Here is a 17,634-nt window from a genome sequence, read left to right as displayed (position 1 = left end):
GGAGGATTCTATTTCAAGTACAGTTCTAATATAGAAGCAAGGTAACACGATTGTCCTTCTAATAAAATGTAAAATTGGCTGCCCATTTCTCATTGATCGTACTGGAAGAGAAATTTCTCAATAGCAGATCATCCAATTGTTCACTTTTTCTTTTGAGAGATTGAGCGTTTAATTTCTTTCTGCAATCGAACCGATTCCTTATTGCCTTCGTTAAAAACTGAAAGCGCTTTATCAACTGGTGAACAAGATTTTATGCGTTTTCAGAGAGCTATAAGACGCCTTATTTTAACCTTTTTCACATTCCTTTCATCATTGAGCTAGGGCTGTAAGACGGCAGAAAAAATAGTTTCGGACGTAGAATGGTAAGATGCAGAATCTATGAAGTTTGGCTATGGTAATCCTATAGAAGGAATTAGATTCAGTGTGGTGTGAAAAAGGACAAGTTTTCTTTTGATTGGAGGGAATTTTCATGTGGATAATTACTGTCTATACAGAGAGAAATACTACAATGTATGAATTCGATACGGAAAAGGAAGCAAAAGCTGCACTTGAAAAGATAGAAGACTGTAAGATCCTTTCCGAAATTATTTATTACAATGACGCTGTTTTAGCTTAACAATTATGCTAGGTGGAGTGTTTTTAGAATGTTTTATAGATAGAACACATGTAACAATTTGAAAGATATGCTTCAAGGAGATATATTTGGTAAAGAAAACAAAGTATTGTAAAGAATCAAGAGTCACTAGAACAACTCGTGTGTTTCGGCCTTTTTCTTCTTTGTTGTCAGCCATGTGAACATACATCGTTATTTGAATATAAGACTTCGCACCTTGTTGAAGTTACCCTATTTTCAGCCCAACAGATCATCTCCACTCCATAGATGATCTGTTGGGCTGTTTGAAATATTTTAATCCTAGCATAGAACGGACTCTCTTATCCAACTCAGTAACATATTGATGGACCCGACGCATAATTAATGTGTGAGCTAAGGATAAGCCTCGTTCCTCCATAATTTCCATAAAATCACGAAAACTCAAGTTGTACCGTAGGAATCACCTTACTGTGAGAATAATAATTTCAAGTACATAATGCTTCAAAAGAGATTACTTGCAAGATGTTCGAGTTTTTACACCATAACCCATTTTTTGTAATTTTCATAATTACGATGAATTGCGTATAATGGGATTATGGAAGGGGATACATACATTTAAATGAATACGAAATGAAAGAATGGTTATCATTCTATTCTATAAGCAATTAATATATTAAAGGTGAAATGATTATGATAGCTAGTCTTATGAAGTCTTGGACAATATGGATGAAAATTGGAGTAATGTTATTCGGAGTATTCTTATTATCGTGGTTGGGTCCTGACGAAATTGGCCTTACTGATTTGCTTATTTCATTAAGAGAAGGTGAAGAAACGGGAAATAAGTTAATGCTTGCCGTTTTTTTGTTAGTGTCTTTAAATACAGTTTTAGCTTTGTTTCATTATATTGGTGCACTGCTGTTGGGAGACGAAATCGGTGATCGTTTAAACCGTCCATGGTTAAAAATCATCATTCCTCTTATTGTTATTCCTCTCGACTATATCGTGATAAATGCTTATTATTCTTTAACATACTCATTTAGCGCATATGCGTTGTTATTGTTGTTAGCAATCTTATTATTGCAAGCCTTTGAAAAGGATAGGCTAAAGCCAATTATTAAAACAATTATTTGTTCTCAATTAATCTTTGGGATTGAATGGCTGAATGAGATTCCTTCTTTATCCCAATATGGATTTGGCCAAGGATCGATTTCAAAGGAATTAAAAGATATAGCAGTTCAAATTGGATTTGAGCAATCTTTAACATTGTACAGTTTAACTTTGTGTTTAATATTTGTTATAAATGCTGTTATTTTAGCTGTGTATTTTTCATTAGCTGAACAAAAGTGGAGGATAAAACAAGAGCTTCATTATGCGCAATTAGAAGCAATGCAGTCAAGGTCAGGACGGGAAGCGCTATATCTGGTCCATGATTTAAAAACCCCTCTCACAGCAATTGAGGGGCTAAATTCTTTAATTAGTTTGAAAGTGGACGATTCTAAAGTTAAAGAATATTGTCAAAAGATTTCATCATCGATTCATTCCGTTAGCGACATGATTTCTGAGATTTTATATGATGATAAAAAACATTGGTGCCGTATAAAAGATTTAGTTGGTTACGTGGAAGCAAGCAGACTGAGCGGGACAAATCTTAATTTGAAAGTAGACTTTCAAACAGATCCTGAAATTAAAATTTTCATTAATAAAATCCGAATGACAAGGGCATTAGTGAATTTAATTGACAATGCTTACGATGCAGTGAATGGGATAGAAGATGGCAAGATTTTGCTGAAGATAAAAACTTATGAAAATGAACTTTGGTTGGGTGTATCAGATAATGGGAAAGGGATTTCACCTAAAGAGCAGGAGAAAATATGGAAAGCTGGGTTCAGTACAAAATCGCATCCAGGGATGGGTTTAGCTTTCGTACAACAAGTTGCTAAAGGACATGGTGCATCTTTAGAAATTGACAGCAAGCTTGGACACGGGACAATAATTTGGATAAAACTAGCTGAGAGGAGTGTGTCAAGATGAACATCTTAGTCATTGATGATGATGCATCAATTCAATATATGCTAAGTGAAATTTGTGAATTTGCCGGCTGGAATGTAGATACGGCAAACAACGGAAAAGAAGGGTTAAATGTGTTTGCAGAAAAAGGAGCAGATGTTGTTTTAGTTGATTATCATATGCCGGAAATGGACGGAATAAAAACAGTGGGTGAGCTTCGTAACCTTAATGCTGATGTTCCGATTCTTGTATTAACAGTCGATGAACGACAGGAAATTGCTGATCGCTTTCTTGAAGCAGGCGCAACAGATTTTGCATTAAAGCCTGTAAAGGCGCCTGATTTGATTTCAAGAATTCAACTGCATGCACGCCTTGCAAAATTAACTCAATCAGCTACGCAGCAAAAATCCAGTGAAGAAAAGGATGTATTTGTAACAAAGGGAATTAGTAAGAGTACACTCTGTCACGTTAGTGATTTTTTAAACTCTAATCGTGAACCTTTTTCTGTTGATACAATTTCTAAAGAAGTTGGCTTGGCTTATCCGACCGTCTATCGCTATATTATGCATTTACTTGATGAAGGAAAAGTAGAAATTATTGTGAGTTATCAAAAAATAGGAAGACCGAAAAATTTATATCAATGGATTGTTGAATAAAAAAACTGCCTTAATACAAGGCAGTTTTTTTATTATAATGGGTGTCTCCGTTGCTGTACAGACAGCTAATGCAGCAAGACTTTTTTTCTTTTTTTTCTGTATTTTTATATTTTCTGATAATATAAAATTATTTTACAACACTAAAAATTCTTTATCATTTACATGCTTTCATTGAACGTCTTCGAATAAAATGAATGACTGTATTAGTTAATGTTCATTTAGATTTTGCTATCTGATTCTTTTTGCACCAGAGTGAAAACTGAAAATGTAAACGCTTACTGATAATGGGTTGGATGGCATTCGTGGCCATCATCGTATTAGGCGTAGGTGGAACGAATCAATAATTTGTCTATTAAAATAAAAACCATGCAATTATTTTGTGAATGTAAACGATTGGTGGATGGTTTAATATTTAACCATATTTAGGGGGACTTTATTATGCAAGCAATATTAAAAAATGATGTTCAGCAGCCAAACCAGTCCAGGAAAAAGCATCCTCCAGGACTGTATATGCTGTTCGCGACTGAGGCGTGGGAGCGCTTCAGCTATTACGGAATGAGAGCAATTCTTGTTCTTTACTTAACAGCAACTGTTGTAAACGGCGGGCTTGGAGTCGACAAATCTACGGCTATGGGCATATACGGATTCTTTACTGGTGCCGTTTATATTACGCCAATGATTGGCGGATACTTAACTGACCGTTTCATAGGCAGAAGATTGGCGATCACGATTGGCGGTATTTTAATGGCGTTTGGTAACTTTTCGCTATTCGCAAGTCAGAGTTTGACAGCGCTTTACATTGGTCTTGGTTTATTGATTATCGGCAATGGTTTCTTCAAGCCAAACATCTCGACAATTGTTGGTGATCTTTATGAAGACAACGATCCGCGTCGTGATGGAGCTTTCACCATCTTCTATATGGGTATTAACGTTGGGGCTTTCTTCGCACCATTAGTAGTTGGGCTTATGAGCTATAAATATGGGTTCCTGACAGCAGCAATTGGTATGATTGTAGGGCAGTTAGTTTTCAACTTATTAGGCAATCGCTATTTAGGTGACATCGGTAAAGAACCTACTGGTAAACCGGATGTAACAGCTGGTCAAAAATCAGCTGCACCGTTAACGAAAAGAGAACAAAAACGTACAGCGGCTATCGTTATTTTGGCAGTCTTCGTTATTGCGTTCTGGGCCGCTTTCGAGCAGGCAGGAAGTTCATTGACATTGTATGCAAATGACCAAATTGATCGGAATGTATTTGGTTTTGAGGTTCCAACTGCCTGGTTCCAATCATTGAACCCATTATTCATCGTGATTTTAGCACCAATTATGTCTGCTTTATGGTACAAGCTTGGCAGCTCAAAACGCGGTGACTTAAAAACTCCAACAAAGATGGCTCTTGGTTTAGTCACTGTTGGTTTAGGTTTCTTAGTACTGCTTCCTGCCGTTATGTATACAGGAAACGATACAGCGCTGAAAGTAAACATCCTGTTCATGATTGTAACGTATTTCCTTCATACATTAGCCGAATTAATGATTTCACCAGTTGGTTTATCAATGGTAAGTAAAATTGCTCCAATCAAGCTTGCCTCTCTCCTAATGGGAGTATGGCTGGCAAGTTCCGCGGTGGCTAATATGGTAGCCGGCCAATTAGCTGCATATACACAGTCTTTAGGTTACCTGGAAATCTTCAGTGTAATTGGTTTTGTAACAATTGGTTTAGGTATTGTATTATTGCTTCTTTCGAAGCCAGTAGCAAAGCTGATGAAATAATGAGAAAAGAAGCTGACCCAAAAGGCGCATAATGTGCCTTTTGGGTCGAGCTTTTTTATTTAATGTAAAAAAATAAAAGAATAGGTGTAAGAGGAGTCTCCACAACGAACAAAACCAGAAAGGAACGATTCTCTTATGAAACATAATCATCTTTCTTTTAAAGAGAATACCAAAAAATCATTTCACTGGCTTCATTTTCACCAAACTCTACTAAACTACAAACATCAAGAACGAAAGGAGAAAAGAATGCGATTACTTAAAACGTGAAAAAAGGTATATTCTGGGCGGAACAATTGCCTCCATGGTCCTGGTCATAAATGTATTCCACTATCTATTCGGAGGTTTAAATGCTCTTGCTGATGGTAGGGATGGATATGGGCGATCCTTTCCCTTTCAGTTAAGGAAAAAGAATTAATCATTACCATGAAAGATACAGGGATTGGAATCAATTCAGAAGGTTATGAGCGGATTTTTGAACGTTTTTATCGGGCCGATAAAGTAAGGACGAGGCGAGCAGGTGGGCATGGCCTTGGACTCGCCATTGCAAAGTGGATTGTGGAGAGCCACCAGGGAACTATTCTAGCTTCCAGTGAAATAGGTAAGGGAAGTATGTTTATTATTAGAATCCCCATAAAAGATAAATAGTATCAGCGCTTGAATAGTTTAAAGTTATAGAGCATTTCGCTGTAATGTGAAATGCTTTTTATTTTGTCTAAAATTAAAAGGCCATAAACCTATTTTCTTCTATAAATATACCTTGATGAATGTGCGGAATGATGTAATCATCGCTTAAATCTCTTAATATAGGGTTTAACGAGGATTCAGTAATAGGTGCTCACCTAACTTGTGAATATTCTTAAAATTGAAGGCCTCCCAAAGTTTACTGTGGGAGGCCTTTTCTCTGTCGTCAGTCGTGTGGGCATACATCGTTATTTGAATATCCGTATGTCTTAATCGTTGTTGGATTTCTACCCTGATTCGCCATTCTATGTTTCTATTTCATGATTTTTGCACCAGAACCTTCTAAAATTCCAACAAACTTACTATATTAACGAGAATCCAGTTACATTCAAAATGCTTGCATTATTCATTATCTTTATTATAAAATACTTGTATACAAGTGTACTTGAACTCTATTAGAAGGTGAATTTATGGCTGAATCAAAGGAATTTCTATATCCTGTAAAATGGCTTTCAAAAGCTTCAGCTGGTGATCGTGTAACATCCGAGCTTAGAATGCGTATTATTTCGGGGATGATTGAAAGCGGTGCCATCCTATCTGAAAATAAAATAGCTGCTGATTTCGGTGTAAGCCGCTCACCAGTTCGTGAAGCGTTAAAAATATTGGCCTCTGAAAATATCATCCGATTGGAAAGAATGGGTGCGGTTGTCATTGGTTTAACAGAAAAAAAATATGCAGAGATTTATGATGTACGTATACTAATCGAAACGTTTGTATTCGAACGTCTAGTAAGGATGGAAACGAATGATTTAGTGATGGAACTTAGTAAAATACTGGAAATTATGAAAATTTCCATAAAATACAAAGATGCTGATGAGTTTTCCTATCAGGATGTCCTATTCCACGAAACGATCATTCGGTCCATCGATCATTCCTACATCCTGATGATCTGGGATAATTTAAAACCTGTGATGGAAAGTTTGATTCTTCTATCCATGCGCAGTCGTTTTAAAGAAAAGTATGAAGACTTTACACGGATCATAAATAATCATCAACTTTATATTGATGCAATCAGAACAAAAGAACGGGACCTCATGATTAAGTCGTTACATGAAAACTTTGATGATGTTCAAGGGAAAGTTGAAGACTTATGGATGGCCCAACAGATGCTTTCAAAAGGAGTCGAACAAGAAAATGACTAGCTATATGTTAGGTGTAGACATCGGTACAACAAGTACAAAAGCTGTATTATTCACGAAAAAAGGCGATGTCATCCAGCAAGAGAATATTGGTTATCCTCTTTACACACCGGATATGACAACAGCAGAACAAGACCCTGAAGAGATTTTTCAGGCCGTTTTGAAAGCCTTTACAAATATAACGAAACAGCATTCAGATAAACAGATATCTTTTATTTCATTTAGCAGTGCGATGCATAGTGTTATAGCCATGGATGAAAATGACCAGCCGCTGACCCGTTGTATCACTTGGGCAGATAATCGAAGTGAAGCTTGGGCCCATAAAATAAAGGATGAATTAGATGGGCATGAAGTTTACAAACGGACCGGAACACCGATACACCCGATGTCACCATTATCCAAAATCACCTGGATCGTGAATGATCACCCAGAGATCGCAACCAATGTTAAAAAGTATATCGGGATTAAAGAATATATTTTTAAAAAGTTCTTTGATCAATATGTTGTCGATTATTCCCTTGCTTCATCGATGGGCATGATGAATCTCAAAAATTTGGATTGGGATGAGGAAGCCTTAAGAATTGCCGGAATAACGCGTGGTCAATTATCTGAACTCGTACCAACAACAAAGGTCTTTAACAACTGTGACCCGGATTTAGCCAAACAGATTGGGATTGATCCACAAACCCCCTTTGTCATTGGGGCAAGTGATGGTGTTCTTTCAAACCTAGGTGTAAACGCTATCCGGAAAGGCGAAATCGCTGTCACGATTGGGACAAGCGGTGCGATTCGGACGATTATAGACGAGCCGAAAACAGACGAAAAAGGAAGAATCTTTTGCTATGCCCTAACGGAAAAGCATTGGGTGATTGGCGGGCCGGTAAACAATGGCGGGATGGTCCTTCGCTGGATTCGCGATGAGTTTGCTTCTTCCGAGGTAGAAACGGCTAAAAGACTCGGAATCGACGCTTATGAAGTCTTGACCAAGATTGCCGAACGTGTAAGACCAGGCGCTGATGGATTGTTATTCCATCCATATCTTGCAGGTGAACGTGCACCATTATGGAATCCGGACGTAAGGGGTTCATTTTTCGGATTAACACTCTCGCATAAGAAAGAACATATGATTCGAGCGGCACTAGAAGGAGTCATTTACAATTTATATACAGTATTTTTAGCCTTAACCGAATGTATGGACGGTCCCGTTACCCGAATTCAAGCTACGGGAGGCTTCGCAAGGTCGGCTGTTTGGCGGCAAATGATGTCCGATATTTTCGAATCGGAAGTCGTGGTTCCAGAAAGCTACGAAAGTTCGTGCCTAGGTGCTTGTATATTGGGGTTATATGCCACCGGGGAAATTGATTCCTTCGAAGTCGTTTCTGAAATGATAGGCAATACCCACAAGCACACACCAAAAGATGATTCTGTAAAAGAATATAGGCAACTACTGCCGATTTTCATTAACCTATCAAGGGTATTGGAAAACGAATATACACAGATTGCGAATTATCAAAGAAACTTAATAAATGCTACAAAGTAAAGACATGGAGGAATTACAATGCCATTAGTTATTGTCGCTTTAGGAATTGTCGCTTTATTAATTTTAATAATGGGCTTAAAATTAAACACCTTTATTTCCTTGATCATTGTATCGTTTGGAGTGGCTTTAGCACTTGGGATGCCACTTGATGGAATTGTCAAAACCATTGAAGCTGGATTAGGCGGAACACTTGGTCACTTAGCGTTAATCTTTGGACTTGGAGCGATGTTGGGTAAGTTGATCGCGGATTCAGGCGGAGCTCAGCGCATTGCCATGACCCTTGTTAAAAAATTCGGTGAAAAGAATATTCAATGGGCAGTTGTGGCAGCATCATTTATTATCGGTGTCGCATTGTTTTTTGAAGTGGGATTAGTATTATTAATTCCAATCGTATTTGCAATTTCAAGGGAATTGAAAGTTTCGATATTGTACCTTGGTATTCCAATGGTAGCAGCATTATCCGTAACACACGGTTTCTTACCGCCGCATCCAGGGCCAACCGTTATCGCTGGTGAATATGGTGCAGACATTGGTCAGGTTTTACTTTACGGCTTCATTATTGCGGTTCCTACCGTTATTTTAGCTGGACCAGTATTTACGAAGATAGCTAAAAGATTAGTACCTGAATCATTTACGAAAACAGGCAGCATTGCCTCTTTAGGAGAACAAAAATCATTTAAACTTGAAGAAACACCTGGATTTGGGATCAGTGTATTTACTGCTTTACTTCCGGTTATATTAATGTCAATTGCTACGATTATCACTTTGATGCAAAAAACAATGGGATTTGAAGATAATGGTCTACTAGCAGCTATCCGTTTTATTGGTGAGGCCGGTACTTCCATGTTGCTTTCCTTATTATTTGCGGTCTATTCAATGGGATTAGCAAGAAAGATTCCAATGAAAGATATTATGGAATCTTGTACATCAGCAATCTTGCATATCGGAATGATGCTTTTAATCATAGGGGGCGGAGGAGCCTTCAAGCAAGTATTGATCGACGGCGGTGTAGGTGACTATGTAGCTGAATTGTTCAAAGGAACATCATTATCACCAATCTTGCTTGCCTGGATCATCGCGGCAATCCTGCGTATTTCCTTAGGATCTGCTACCGTTGCTGCCTTAACGACAGCTGGTTTAGTAATTCCGATGTTAGGTCAGACGGACGTTAACCTTGCTCTAGTTGTGCTTGCTACAGGAGCGGGAAGTTTAATTGCTTCACACGTTAACGATGCTGGTTTCTGGATGTTTAAAGAGTATTTTGGTTTAAGCATGAAAGAAACATTTGCAACGTGGACCTTGCTTGAGACGATCATTTCAGTAGCTGGATTAGGATTTATTCTATTACTAAGCTTATTTGTATAAGCCTTTACCGGCAGTAAATCCCCCACTATGGCAGGGATTTACTGCCTATTATTCTTACATAGAAGGAGCAGAAATAAATGTACAATACAATTGGTGTCATTGGTTTAGGGGTAATGGGCAGTAATATCGCTTTAAATATGGCTAGTAAAGGGGAACGAGTAGCTGTCTATAACTACACAAGAGATTTAACGGATCAGCTTGTTGCTGAATTGGACAGTCAGTCGCTCCATCCGTATTACGAAATCCAAGACTTTGTTCAGTCTCTGGAAACTCCAAGAAAGGTTTTTCTAATGGTGACTGCGGGCAAGCCGATCGACTCGGTGATCAATTCATTGCTTCCTCATCTTGAATCAGGCGATATTATCATGGACGGCGGTAACTCCCATTACGAAGATACTGAACGCAGATATGATGAATTGAAATCTAAAGGAATCAGTTATTTGGGAATCGGTATTTCTGGTGGAGAAGTCGGGGCATTAAAGGGACCTTCAATCATGCCGGGTGGAGATAAAGACGCCTATGAAAAAGTAGCTCCGATTCTGACAAAAATCGCGGCACAAGTAAATGATGACCCTTGCTGTACCTATATCGGTCCAAAAGGAGCAGGTCATTTTGTAAAAATGGTACATAACGGGATTGAGTATGCAGATATGCAATTAATCGCCGAAGCCTATACATTTTTAAGAGAAAAGCTGCATTTGGAAGTTCATGAAATTGCGGGCATCTTTGAAACATGGAATCAAGGCGAACTGAAAAGTTATTTAATCGAAATCACTGCTGAAATTTTAAGGAAAAAAGATGAAGTAACGGGCTTACCCTTGATCGATGTGATTCTTGATAAAGCAGGACAAAAAGGTACAGGCAAATGGACCAGCATGCAAGCTATTGATAACGGAATACCAGCATCGATTATTACAGAGTCTTTGTTTGCTCGTTACATTTCCGCTTTAAAAGAAGAACGGGTTAATGCAGAAAATATTCTAACAGGCCCTGAGAACGATCAGCAAAAATTAGATAAAAATGAGTGGATTGACTATATTAGACAAGCATTATATATGGGGAAAGTTTGTGCATACGCGCAAGGTTTTACTCAATATAAAATGACTTCAGAACTTTACGGCTGGGATTTGCCTTTAAAGGATATTGCGCTGATTTTCCGTGGTGGCTGCATCATTCGTGCAGAATTTTTAAACGTCATTAGCGAAGCCTATCAAGAGCAGCCGAATCTGGCTAATTTATTAATCTCACCATATTTTGCCGAAAAGGTTACGGATTACCAGATAGGATTGCGAAAGGTTGTCTGTGAGGGAATAAACTCCGGTATCTCGTTTCCATGTTTAAGCGCTTCACTCACTTATTACGATAGTTATCGAAAAGGCATCTCAAATGCTAACCTTTTGCAAGCACAACGTGATTATTTTGGTGCACATACCTATGAACGACGTGATTTGGCAGGAGTCTTTCACACAAACTGGCAGTGATGGAAAGTGACAAAGACACAGTCATTTTTCAATAACCGTTCATGAATTTGAGACAGGTACTTTACTTCAATAAGAGAGTTGCTTTGGCAGCTCTTTTTCTTATGTAACAAAAGTGGGTCTATCTATATATTAAAATAAAGTTATTGGAGGGAGTGTGCGAGACTCCTGCGGGAAATGCGTGTCCAAGGGAGACCCGCAGGCTGTAATTAAAGAGGATGGATATCTTAGTTATGGCATTTTAATTGGTGCATTCAATTGATAGTAATCCCTATATGATCGATAAGATACAATTTTTTTATCCTGATAATGTCCATCCAACTGCAAAATTTTAGATTTATTGGTTTCTAAATAATAATTATACCCTTCTGTTTCTAAACTATAGAAGGCATAGGAAATTCCAAGCATTTGTTTCTTGGTGACTTTTGCATCAGGGTGATGTTGTATAAAATCAGCCAATTGTTGTACAGATGTTGATGGAATGTCTGCAATATTAAATAATGTTTCCTTAATATTAGACTTTACTTTATTCAAAGTAGTTTTTGCTTTATGTTTGAATTTGTTGGAACGCCTTGTCATAAATATCACTCCTACTCTGATTATAGTTAAAAGATTTATTATGTTATTTCCAGTCAGCAAACGGAGTAAACACAAATTTGAACCCTGGGAGAAATTCTACTAAAAGAAAAAAAGTCTTGGTGTAAAAGATAATGCTTTTTGGGAGGTTTAATACTCAGTGTAAGTGGTATATAAAGGATATCGGTTTATAGCAGTTTATTCCCCCTGCTACCTTAATTATGTTAGGGGTTCTTTACGAAAGAGTATCGTTTCATGAATAATGTCGACAAGTAGCACATATTCTTCTTTTGATTATTACCAATTATTTTCAAATAATAAAGGAGTGATATATCATGAGGCAAATGTGTATTTACTGTTTTAAATGGGCTGACATAGATACGATGACACCAATTTTTGAACAAGGTAGGGAGTTCGTCAATTATTATTGCGAAGATTGTGTTACTGCTGTTATGGATAATTTGTTTAAGCTCCCATACAAACATGGTCGTTCCTATTCCGATGTATGCGAACAATCAAGAACCCACTAGCATCAAGCAAAGCCATTTAAAAGTTAAGCGATTAGGCCATCTCAAAAGAGAAGGGCTTTTTTTGTTCGGGTTTGTCCTCTTCCTAATAATATTGCATGATGGGGGAATGGTGTAATCATCGCTCAAATCCCTTAATATAGGGGGGAACGAGGATTCAGAAATGAGTGCTCATCTAACATGTGAATATCTTTAAAGTTGAAGGCCTCCCACAGTTTACTGATGGGTGGCCTTTTGTTGGATTTCTTTCAATTCTACTCCTACATTAAAGAACTGCCTGGGTGAAAAGAAATGTTACCGTTACTTTTAAAAACAATGTAACTGCAAGTAATTCCTTATGTAATTTGTATCCAGTAATTAGGAGGTTTAGCCCTAGTTATTTCAACCCACTTAAACAATATGATTATACCGAATATTATTAAGTAGTACTTATGAGGCAATATATCGGAGTGAGGAAAAATTAAATAGGATGTACATGATTTGATTCTGCAAATTATTGAATGTGGATTAGATATTAAACAAAATATTCTTGTATACAACAGATGGGTATCTAAATAAAGTTTCGTAATTTGTCTTTAGCTTTTTATTTCTTGTAAGAATTTTATCGAAATAAAAACAGTTAAGAAACTAAAGCATTTAAGGGGAAGATTAACCTGTTAAAGGAATTCTATGTTTGTTATACTCTTGACGCTGATGTTAAGTGGGAGAAAATAAAAAAAGGATTGAGTAGTAAAAAAGAGGATGTTTTACAAGAAGTCCTAATAAGGATGGAACACTGTGAGTATTTTATTGTAAAAAGTGAAAGTAAGCATCATATTATCAATACATCTTTAATACGTTATATACGTATCTTTGATGGAAAAAAGTAATCTCACTACTGCTTTCTTATAATATAAGTTACGGTTGTATTCTCCTAACAGTCTATCTGGGAGGGGATTTTTCTTTGGAAAAAAGGGGAAAACCTTTCATGCATATTAAGAATAATAAAGCGGAAAGTCGCTAAAAGTGATGTGCAAATAGATTATATCGAACAGTAAATATTGAATAAGAAAATTTTTATCTGAAAGCGCAAGTGGACTATTTTAAAAAGTCTATATGGGCAGAGTAGGTATATTTGGTACGAAAACAGCAGAGCAAGCTTATGTTGCTATTCATGGTTGGGTAACACTATGAAAGGAGTGTAAAGATGAATAAAGAACTAGAGGATGATTTTATTGAGGCATTAATGGTTTCCCTTCAAGACGAAAGGATCATTGAACAGATAAAAGAAATAGTAGAAGCGGGCTCGTTTAGTCAAATGGGGGTACCTAAGGAGCTGCTGAGAGAAAAGGATAAAGAAATTGCAAAGCTCCAGCAAGAGATTGAGTCGAAAAAAGAGGAAATTAGTGAGTGCCAAATAATGATCCGCCAATTAAATGAGAAAATGGAATCCCATTTTAATGAATTGCAGAAGAGAAGAGCAGACTATCGGGAAGCAGAAGAACTTTACGAAGCTGTTCAACAATTATCAGAAACGACAAAAAATTCCTTGAAAGGAATCTTCAAGGGCGGTTCAGTGCAGGAATTTATTGTCTGTGGTGTGCAATATGAAAACATTTCATCTTTGTGGGATTTTATAAAAAACGAGATTATGGAAGGGCGGGAGCAGGAAAGAGGGATTTTGCGTACCCTTTTTCAGTATTTCTTTCAAGAATACAGTAAAACATACGATACTCCTTTATATAAATTACAGGAAGTGAAAACGAATGAAGTCTTCAGAGAAGACTTGTACATAAGAGCCCTCAATAGCAAAATATCCGGGAACATTTCGGACATCCTGTTGCCAGGATATATGAGCATTAATGGTAAAACCATTAAAAAATCCGTTGTGAGAATCTAGCAGGCAAAAAAGAGAATGATAATAAAGGAGAAATAACAATGACATCGATTATTATCCCAGAGATTGAAGAAGGCATTGATAAAATCCTTCTTATGGAATGGTATAAACAGCCGGGCGATTATATTACGGTGGGCGAAAGCTTAGCCAAATTCAGCTGTGAGGGGATCGAATTTGACCTTTTTTCAGAAAAGGAAGGTACCCTTAAAGAATTGAATGTAGCGGAGGACACTATTGTCAAGATTGGTGATCTGATATGTTATTTGGATTCTGGTGAAGCTCTTTCAGAAGAATTATTAATAGAAGTTGAAAAACAAGAAATGATAGAAGATAAAGAGCCCCTTGAGAACGTAACAAATTTAGCTGAAAAAAATAACATAGACAGTTCTATATACTTAATGAATAAGAGCGAAGAGCAGGTTCTATTCTCACCTGATTCCCAAACCGTTTCGGTCTCTACCATTTCAATGACTTATAAAGAAGTGAGATCTTTAATCAGCCATTTATATCAGAGTGCAGAAGAAACCTTTTTTAAAGATGAAGCGAGCTTCTTCCAAGACATTAAAAAGATGCTCCGTTCCAGATGGGTTTACATGAATAACGGGAATGTTATATATGATCACAATATTGCAGCTTTATTTCCTTATAGAAAATACTATGAATTAATGGACGAAGATTTTGACTACAAAGAGCATCTGGACGTTTCCGGTTTTAAAGGTGATGCCATGACTCGGGAAGAAGCTGCTAAAAGTTTCAATACAACCGATCACCCTATATATAAGAAAATATTAGCTTTGGATGATTACTCCACGAGTAAAAATCCTTCCATTTCAAGGATATTTGCCAATCAAACGGCTAACTCTTCTAAATCAATAGCGTTTAAATTCAACGGGTACGACATTCAAAGTTTCGATGTAGTAAATCAAAAAAATAATTTGCCGGGTAAAGGATTTTTCGTTCCTGTTTTCCGTTTAAATGGGGAAAATTCCTTTGGAATCAATGATCAGATGGCTCTCCATCTCTGGCTGAAAAACCGATTGGTACCAAGTGGGTTAAGCGCAGAACGTCAGAAGGAGTATGATTATTTGCTGGCATTGTATCAATTAAAGGGGTTAGATCATGAAAGTTTTCTAAAAGAATTGCCATCAATCGCTATCGATTCCAAGACGTTTTATGAGAAGCTTTTAAACTCTGAAAAAGTAAGAGCTGATATTGATACATATGATGAAAAGATGCTAATAGATCCAAACCGAGGACATTGGGATTTATGGCCTGTCCTCTCTGATGAAAAACCTTTAACGATAAAACTGAATGAAGAAATAATGGCCAGAAACCCTAAAATGGATATTAGGGAGGACGGCATAGTTGGCATTGATTTTGGAACGAAAAGTACAGTGGTCGTTCATCAAGAGGAAAGTGATTTTACTCTTCCCATGCGTATTGGGGTTGGCTACCTTAACACGGAGGTACAAGACTGGCATTATGAAAATCCAACCGTGATTGAATTTATTGATTTAGAGCATTTCCTGGAGCTTTATCAAGAAAAGGAAGGAAGGCCAGATACAAGGTGGCAGGATGTGACGGTTTCCCACAATGCTCTTAACAATTTGATGAATGGAAAGAGTGACCATTATTATTCCATATTGAATAATCTAAAGCAGTGGGCTGGAGAAAAGAAAAACGAACTTCGATTAAAAGACAAGAAGGGATATGCCGTTGTACTGCGTTCCTTTCTGGACTTAACCGATCAGGAAATCAACCCGATTGAGTTATACGCTTACTACCTCGGTTTGTATATCAATAACCAGAACAATGGGATATACCTGGACTACACCTTATCTTTCCCGGTGACGTATGAAAAAGAGGTAAGAGAAAAAATTCTAAAGTGTTTTGAGCGTGGGTTAAAAAAGACACTTCCTATGCCGATTCAGCAGGATGAAGAATTAATGAAAAAGTTTCGTGTCACCGCTGGGGCGAGCGAACCTGCTGCTTATGCCGTTTGTGCGTTACAGGAATACGGGTTTGAACCGGAAGAGGATGAAAGAACGTACTATGGTGTGTTTGATTTTGGTGGAGGAACGACAGATTTTGATTTTGGTATTTGGCGTGAAGCAGGCCTGAAAGAAAGCAGATATGATTATGTCATTGAGCATTTTGCAGCGGGCGGGGACCGTTATTTAGGTGGAGAGAACATGCTAGAGCTTTTGGCGTTCCAAGTGTTTAAAAACAACCAAAGAACAATGCGTGAGCTAAATATTCCTTTTACTCTCCCAGTAGAATGTGTGAAGTTTCCCGGAAGTGAAACGCTGATTAATGAGTCACAAGAATCCTATTTAAATACGAAACAATTGGTAGAAAAATTAAGGCCGCTTTGGGAAAGACATGAACGGTATGAAGAACAGTTTGGAAAAGGAATGATTCGGGCAGATTTGTTTGACAAAGCCGGCCGCGCAAAACTCAATGTGGAACTTTTGATTGATCAAGATGAAATGGAAAAACTGATTGAGGAAAGAATTGAAAAAGGCATTAAAAATTTCTTTGAGTCATTAAGGCGCGCTTTTGCCCGATCAGAACCCAGTAATATTAAGAAAGTAAATATACTGCTTGCGGGTAATTCAAGTAAATCCCCAGTCGTTATGAATTTATTTAATAAATGGATTGAAAGGGAAGTACAGAACACTCAAAACTGGGGAGAAGTGTCTGATAATCTTTTTGAGATTCTCCCACCGCTGGGGACGGAAGGCGCTTATTTAAAGCAACAAGAGAGAAACAGAGTGGTTAACCGAGATATTCTAACAGCCCCTACAGGAAAAACAGGCGTTGCCTTTGGACTTGTACAAAGCAGAAAAGGCGGAAGTATAAAAGTTATTGACCGCGATATGGTCAATGGTGAATCAAAGTTCAAGTATTTTCTTGGCATCGGGAGAAAAGGGAAATTAAAAACAGTGATTGATCAAGAAGAAGAGTATAACAAATGGCATCTTTTCATTGATGCGTCAGAAGAAGATTTTGAAATTTATTACACAAGCCTGCCGGAAGCTAGTACCAACCAGCTTGATATTAAGCAGGCACAGAGGAAAAAGCTTCGAATTGGGCATATAGATGATTCAGCTTTTGTTTATATTCGAACCATAAGCCCGACTGTTATTGAATATGTTGTTGCAGACGAAGGCACGATTTTAAATGGGGTTTATTTATCTGAAATTACTAAAGTGGAATTAAGCTAATTTTCCGATTGGAAAGGGATAATTCAATTGTATGGGGAAGTGAGTGGTATAATTGGAAGATGCCCCACTTGGTCCATCGGTTAAGGTTTTATGTAAGAAGGGCCATGAGTGGAAAATACCTCACTTTAAGAAGGCCTCCC

Annotated in this window: 13 protein-coding genes and 1 pseudogene; 12 read left to right on the top strand and 2 right to left on the bottom strand. The window is 37.5% G+C overall.

The features are described 5' to 3' along the window. The first annotated feature begins 469 nt into the window (after positions 1–469). Positions 470–616: a hypothetical protein gene (locus J7J00_RS21930; RefSeq protein WP_214794596.1), complete on the top strand. Its 147-nt coding sequence runs from the start codon at positions 470–472 to the stop codon at positions 614–616. 250 nt (positions 617–866) lie between these two features. Here the strand turns inward: J7J00_RS21930 and J7J00_RS21925 are convergent. Further along, a pseudogene (locus J7J00_RS21925) lies at positions 867–1,097 on the bottom strand (hypothetical protein); the annotation flags it as partial. A 185-nt stretch (positions 1,098–1,282) separates the two neighbouring features. On the opposite strand from J7J00_RS21925, the gene J7J00_RS21920 reads away from it, so the two are divergent. From J7J00_RS21920 to gnd, 8 genes are all read left to right on the top strand, one after another. Then, positions 1,283–2,623: a sensor histidine kinase gene (locus J7J00_RS21920; protein ID WP_286201515.1), complete on the top strand. Its 1,341-nt coding sequence runs from the start codon at positions 1,283–1,285 to the stop codon at positions 2,621–2,623. Next, complete coding sequence (locus J7J00_RS21915; protein ID WP_214794594.1) at positions 2,620–3,255, top strand: response regulator; 636 nt, start codon at positions 2,620–2,622, stop codon at positions 3,253–3,255. The genes J7J00_RS21920 and J7J00_RS21915 overlap by 4 nt, the downstream gene beginning before the upstream one ends. 438 nt (positions 3,256–3,693) lie before the next feature. Then, a complete protein-coding gene (locus J7J00_RS21910; protein ID WP_214794591.1) occupies positions 3,694–5,025 on the top strand; it encodes a peptide MFS transporter in 1,332 nt (443 codons plus the stop codon). Between the two features lie 372 nt (positions 5,026–5,397). Continuing rightward, positions 5,398–5,670: a sensor histidine kinase gene (locus J7J00_RS21905; protein WP_309487222.1), complete on the top strand. Its 273-nt coding sequence runs from the start codon at positions 5,398–5,400 to the stop codon at positions 5,668–5,670. Between the two features lie 506 nt (positions 5,671–6,176). After that, positions 6,177–6,908, top strand: a complete 732-nt coding sequence (locus J7J00_RS21900; protein WP_214794587.1) for a GntR family transcriptional regulator — start codon at positions 6,177–6,179, stop codon at positions 6,906–6,908. After that, positions 6,901–8,445: a gluconokinase gene (gene gntK, locus J7J00_RS21895; protein ID WP_214794586.1), complete on the top strand. Its 1,545-nt coding sequence runs from the start codon at positions 6,901–6,903 to the stop codon at positions 8,443–8,445. Before J7J00_RS21900 ends, gntK begins: the two co-directional genes overlap by 8 nt. A gap of 18 nt (positions 8,446–8,463) precedes the next feature. Next, positions 8,464–9,810: a GntP family permease gene (locus J7J00_RS21890; RefSeq protein WP_076372451.1), complete on the top strand. Its 1,347-nt coding sequence runs from the start codon at positions 8,464–8,466 to the stop codon at positions 9,808–9,810. Positions 9,811–9,887: 77 nt separating this feature from the next. Then, on the top strand, positions 9,888–11,291 hold the full coding sequence (gene gnd, locus J7J00_RS21885) for a decarboxylating NADP(+)-dependent phosphogluconate dehydrogenase (protein WP_214794584.1): 1,404 nt from the start codon (positions 9,888–9,890) through the stop codon (positions 11,289–11,291). Between the two features lie 228 nt (positions 11,292–11,519). Here the strand turns inward: gnd and J7J00_RS21880 are convergent, their stop codons facing one another. Then, positions 11,520–11,867 carry a hypothetical protein gene (locus J7J00_RS21880; protein WP_214794582.1) on the bottom strand — a complete coding sequence of 116 codons (348 nt, stop codon included), beginning with the start codon at positions 11,865–11,867 and terminating at the stop codon, positions 11,520–11,522. A 332-nt stretch (positions 11,868–12,199) separates the two neighbouring features. Between J7J00_RS21880 and J7J00_RS21875 the strand changes: the two genes are divergently transcribed. The 3 genes from J7J00_RS21875 (at position 12,200) to J7J00_RS21865 (ending at position 17,494) form a co-directional block, all read left to right on the top strand. Beyond that, entirely contained in the window at positions 12,200–12,394 is a 195-nt protein-coding gene (locus tag J7J00_RS21875) for a hypothetical protein (RefSeq protein ID WP_214794580.1), read from the top strand. 1,183 nt (positions 12,395–13,577) lie between these two features. Continuing rightward, positions 13,578–14,270, top strand: coding sequence for a hypothetical protein (locus tag J7J00_RS21870; RefSeq protein ID WP_214794578.1), 693 nt, complete (start codon positions 13,578–13,580; stop codon positions 14,268–14,270). 38 nt (positions 14,271–14,308) lie between these two features. Continuing rightward, positions 14,309–17,494: a biotin/lipoyl-containing protein gene (locus J7J00_RS21865; RefSeq protein ID WP_214794576.1), complete on the top strand. Its 3,186-nt coding sequence runs from the start codon at positions 14,309–14,311 to the stop codon at positions 17,492–17,494. Positions 17,495–17,634 lie beyond the last annotated feature (140 nt).

The organism is Bacillus sp. ISL-4 (assembly GCF_018613275.1).
Classification (GTDB): domain Bacteria; phylum Bacillota; class Bacilli; order Bacillales; family DSM-1321; genus Peribacillus; species Peribacillus simplex_E.
Note: the sequence above shows the minus strand (reverse complement) of the source record. Positions and strands in the feature narration are given on the sequence as shown.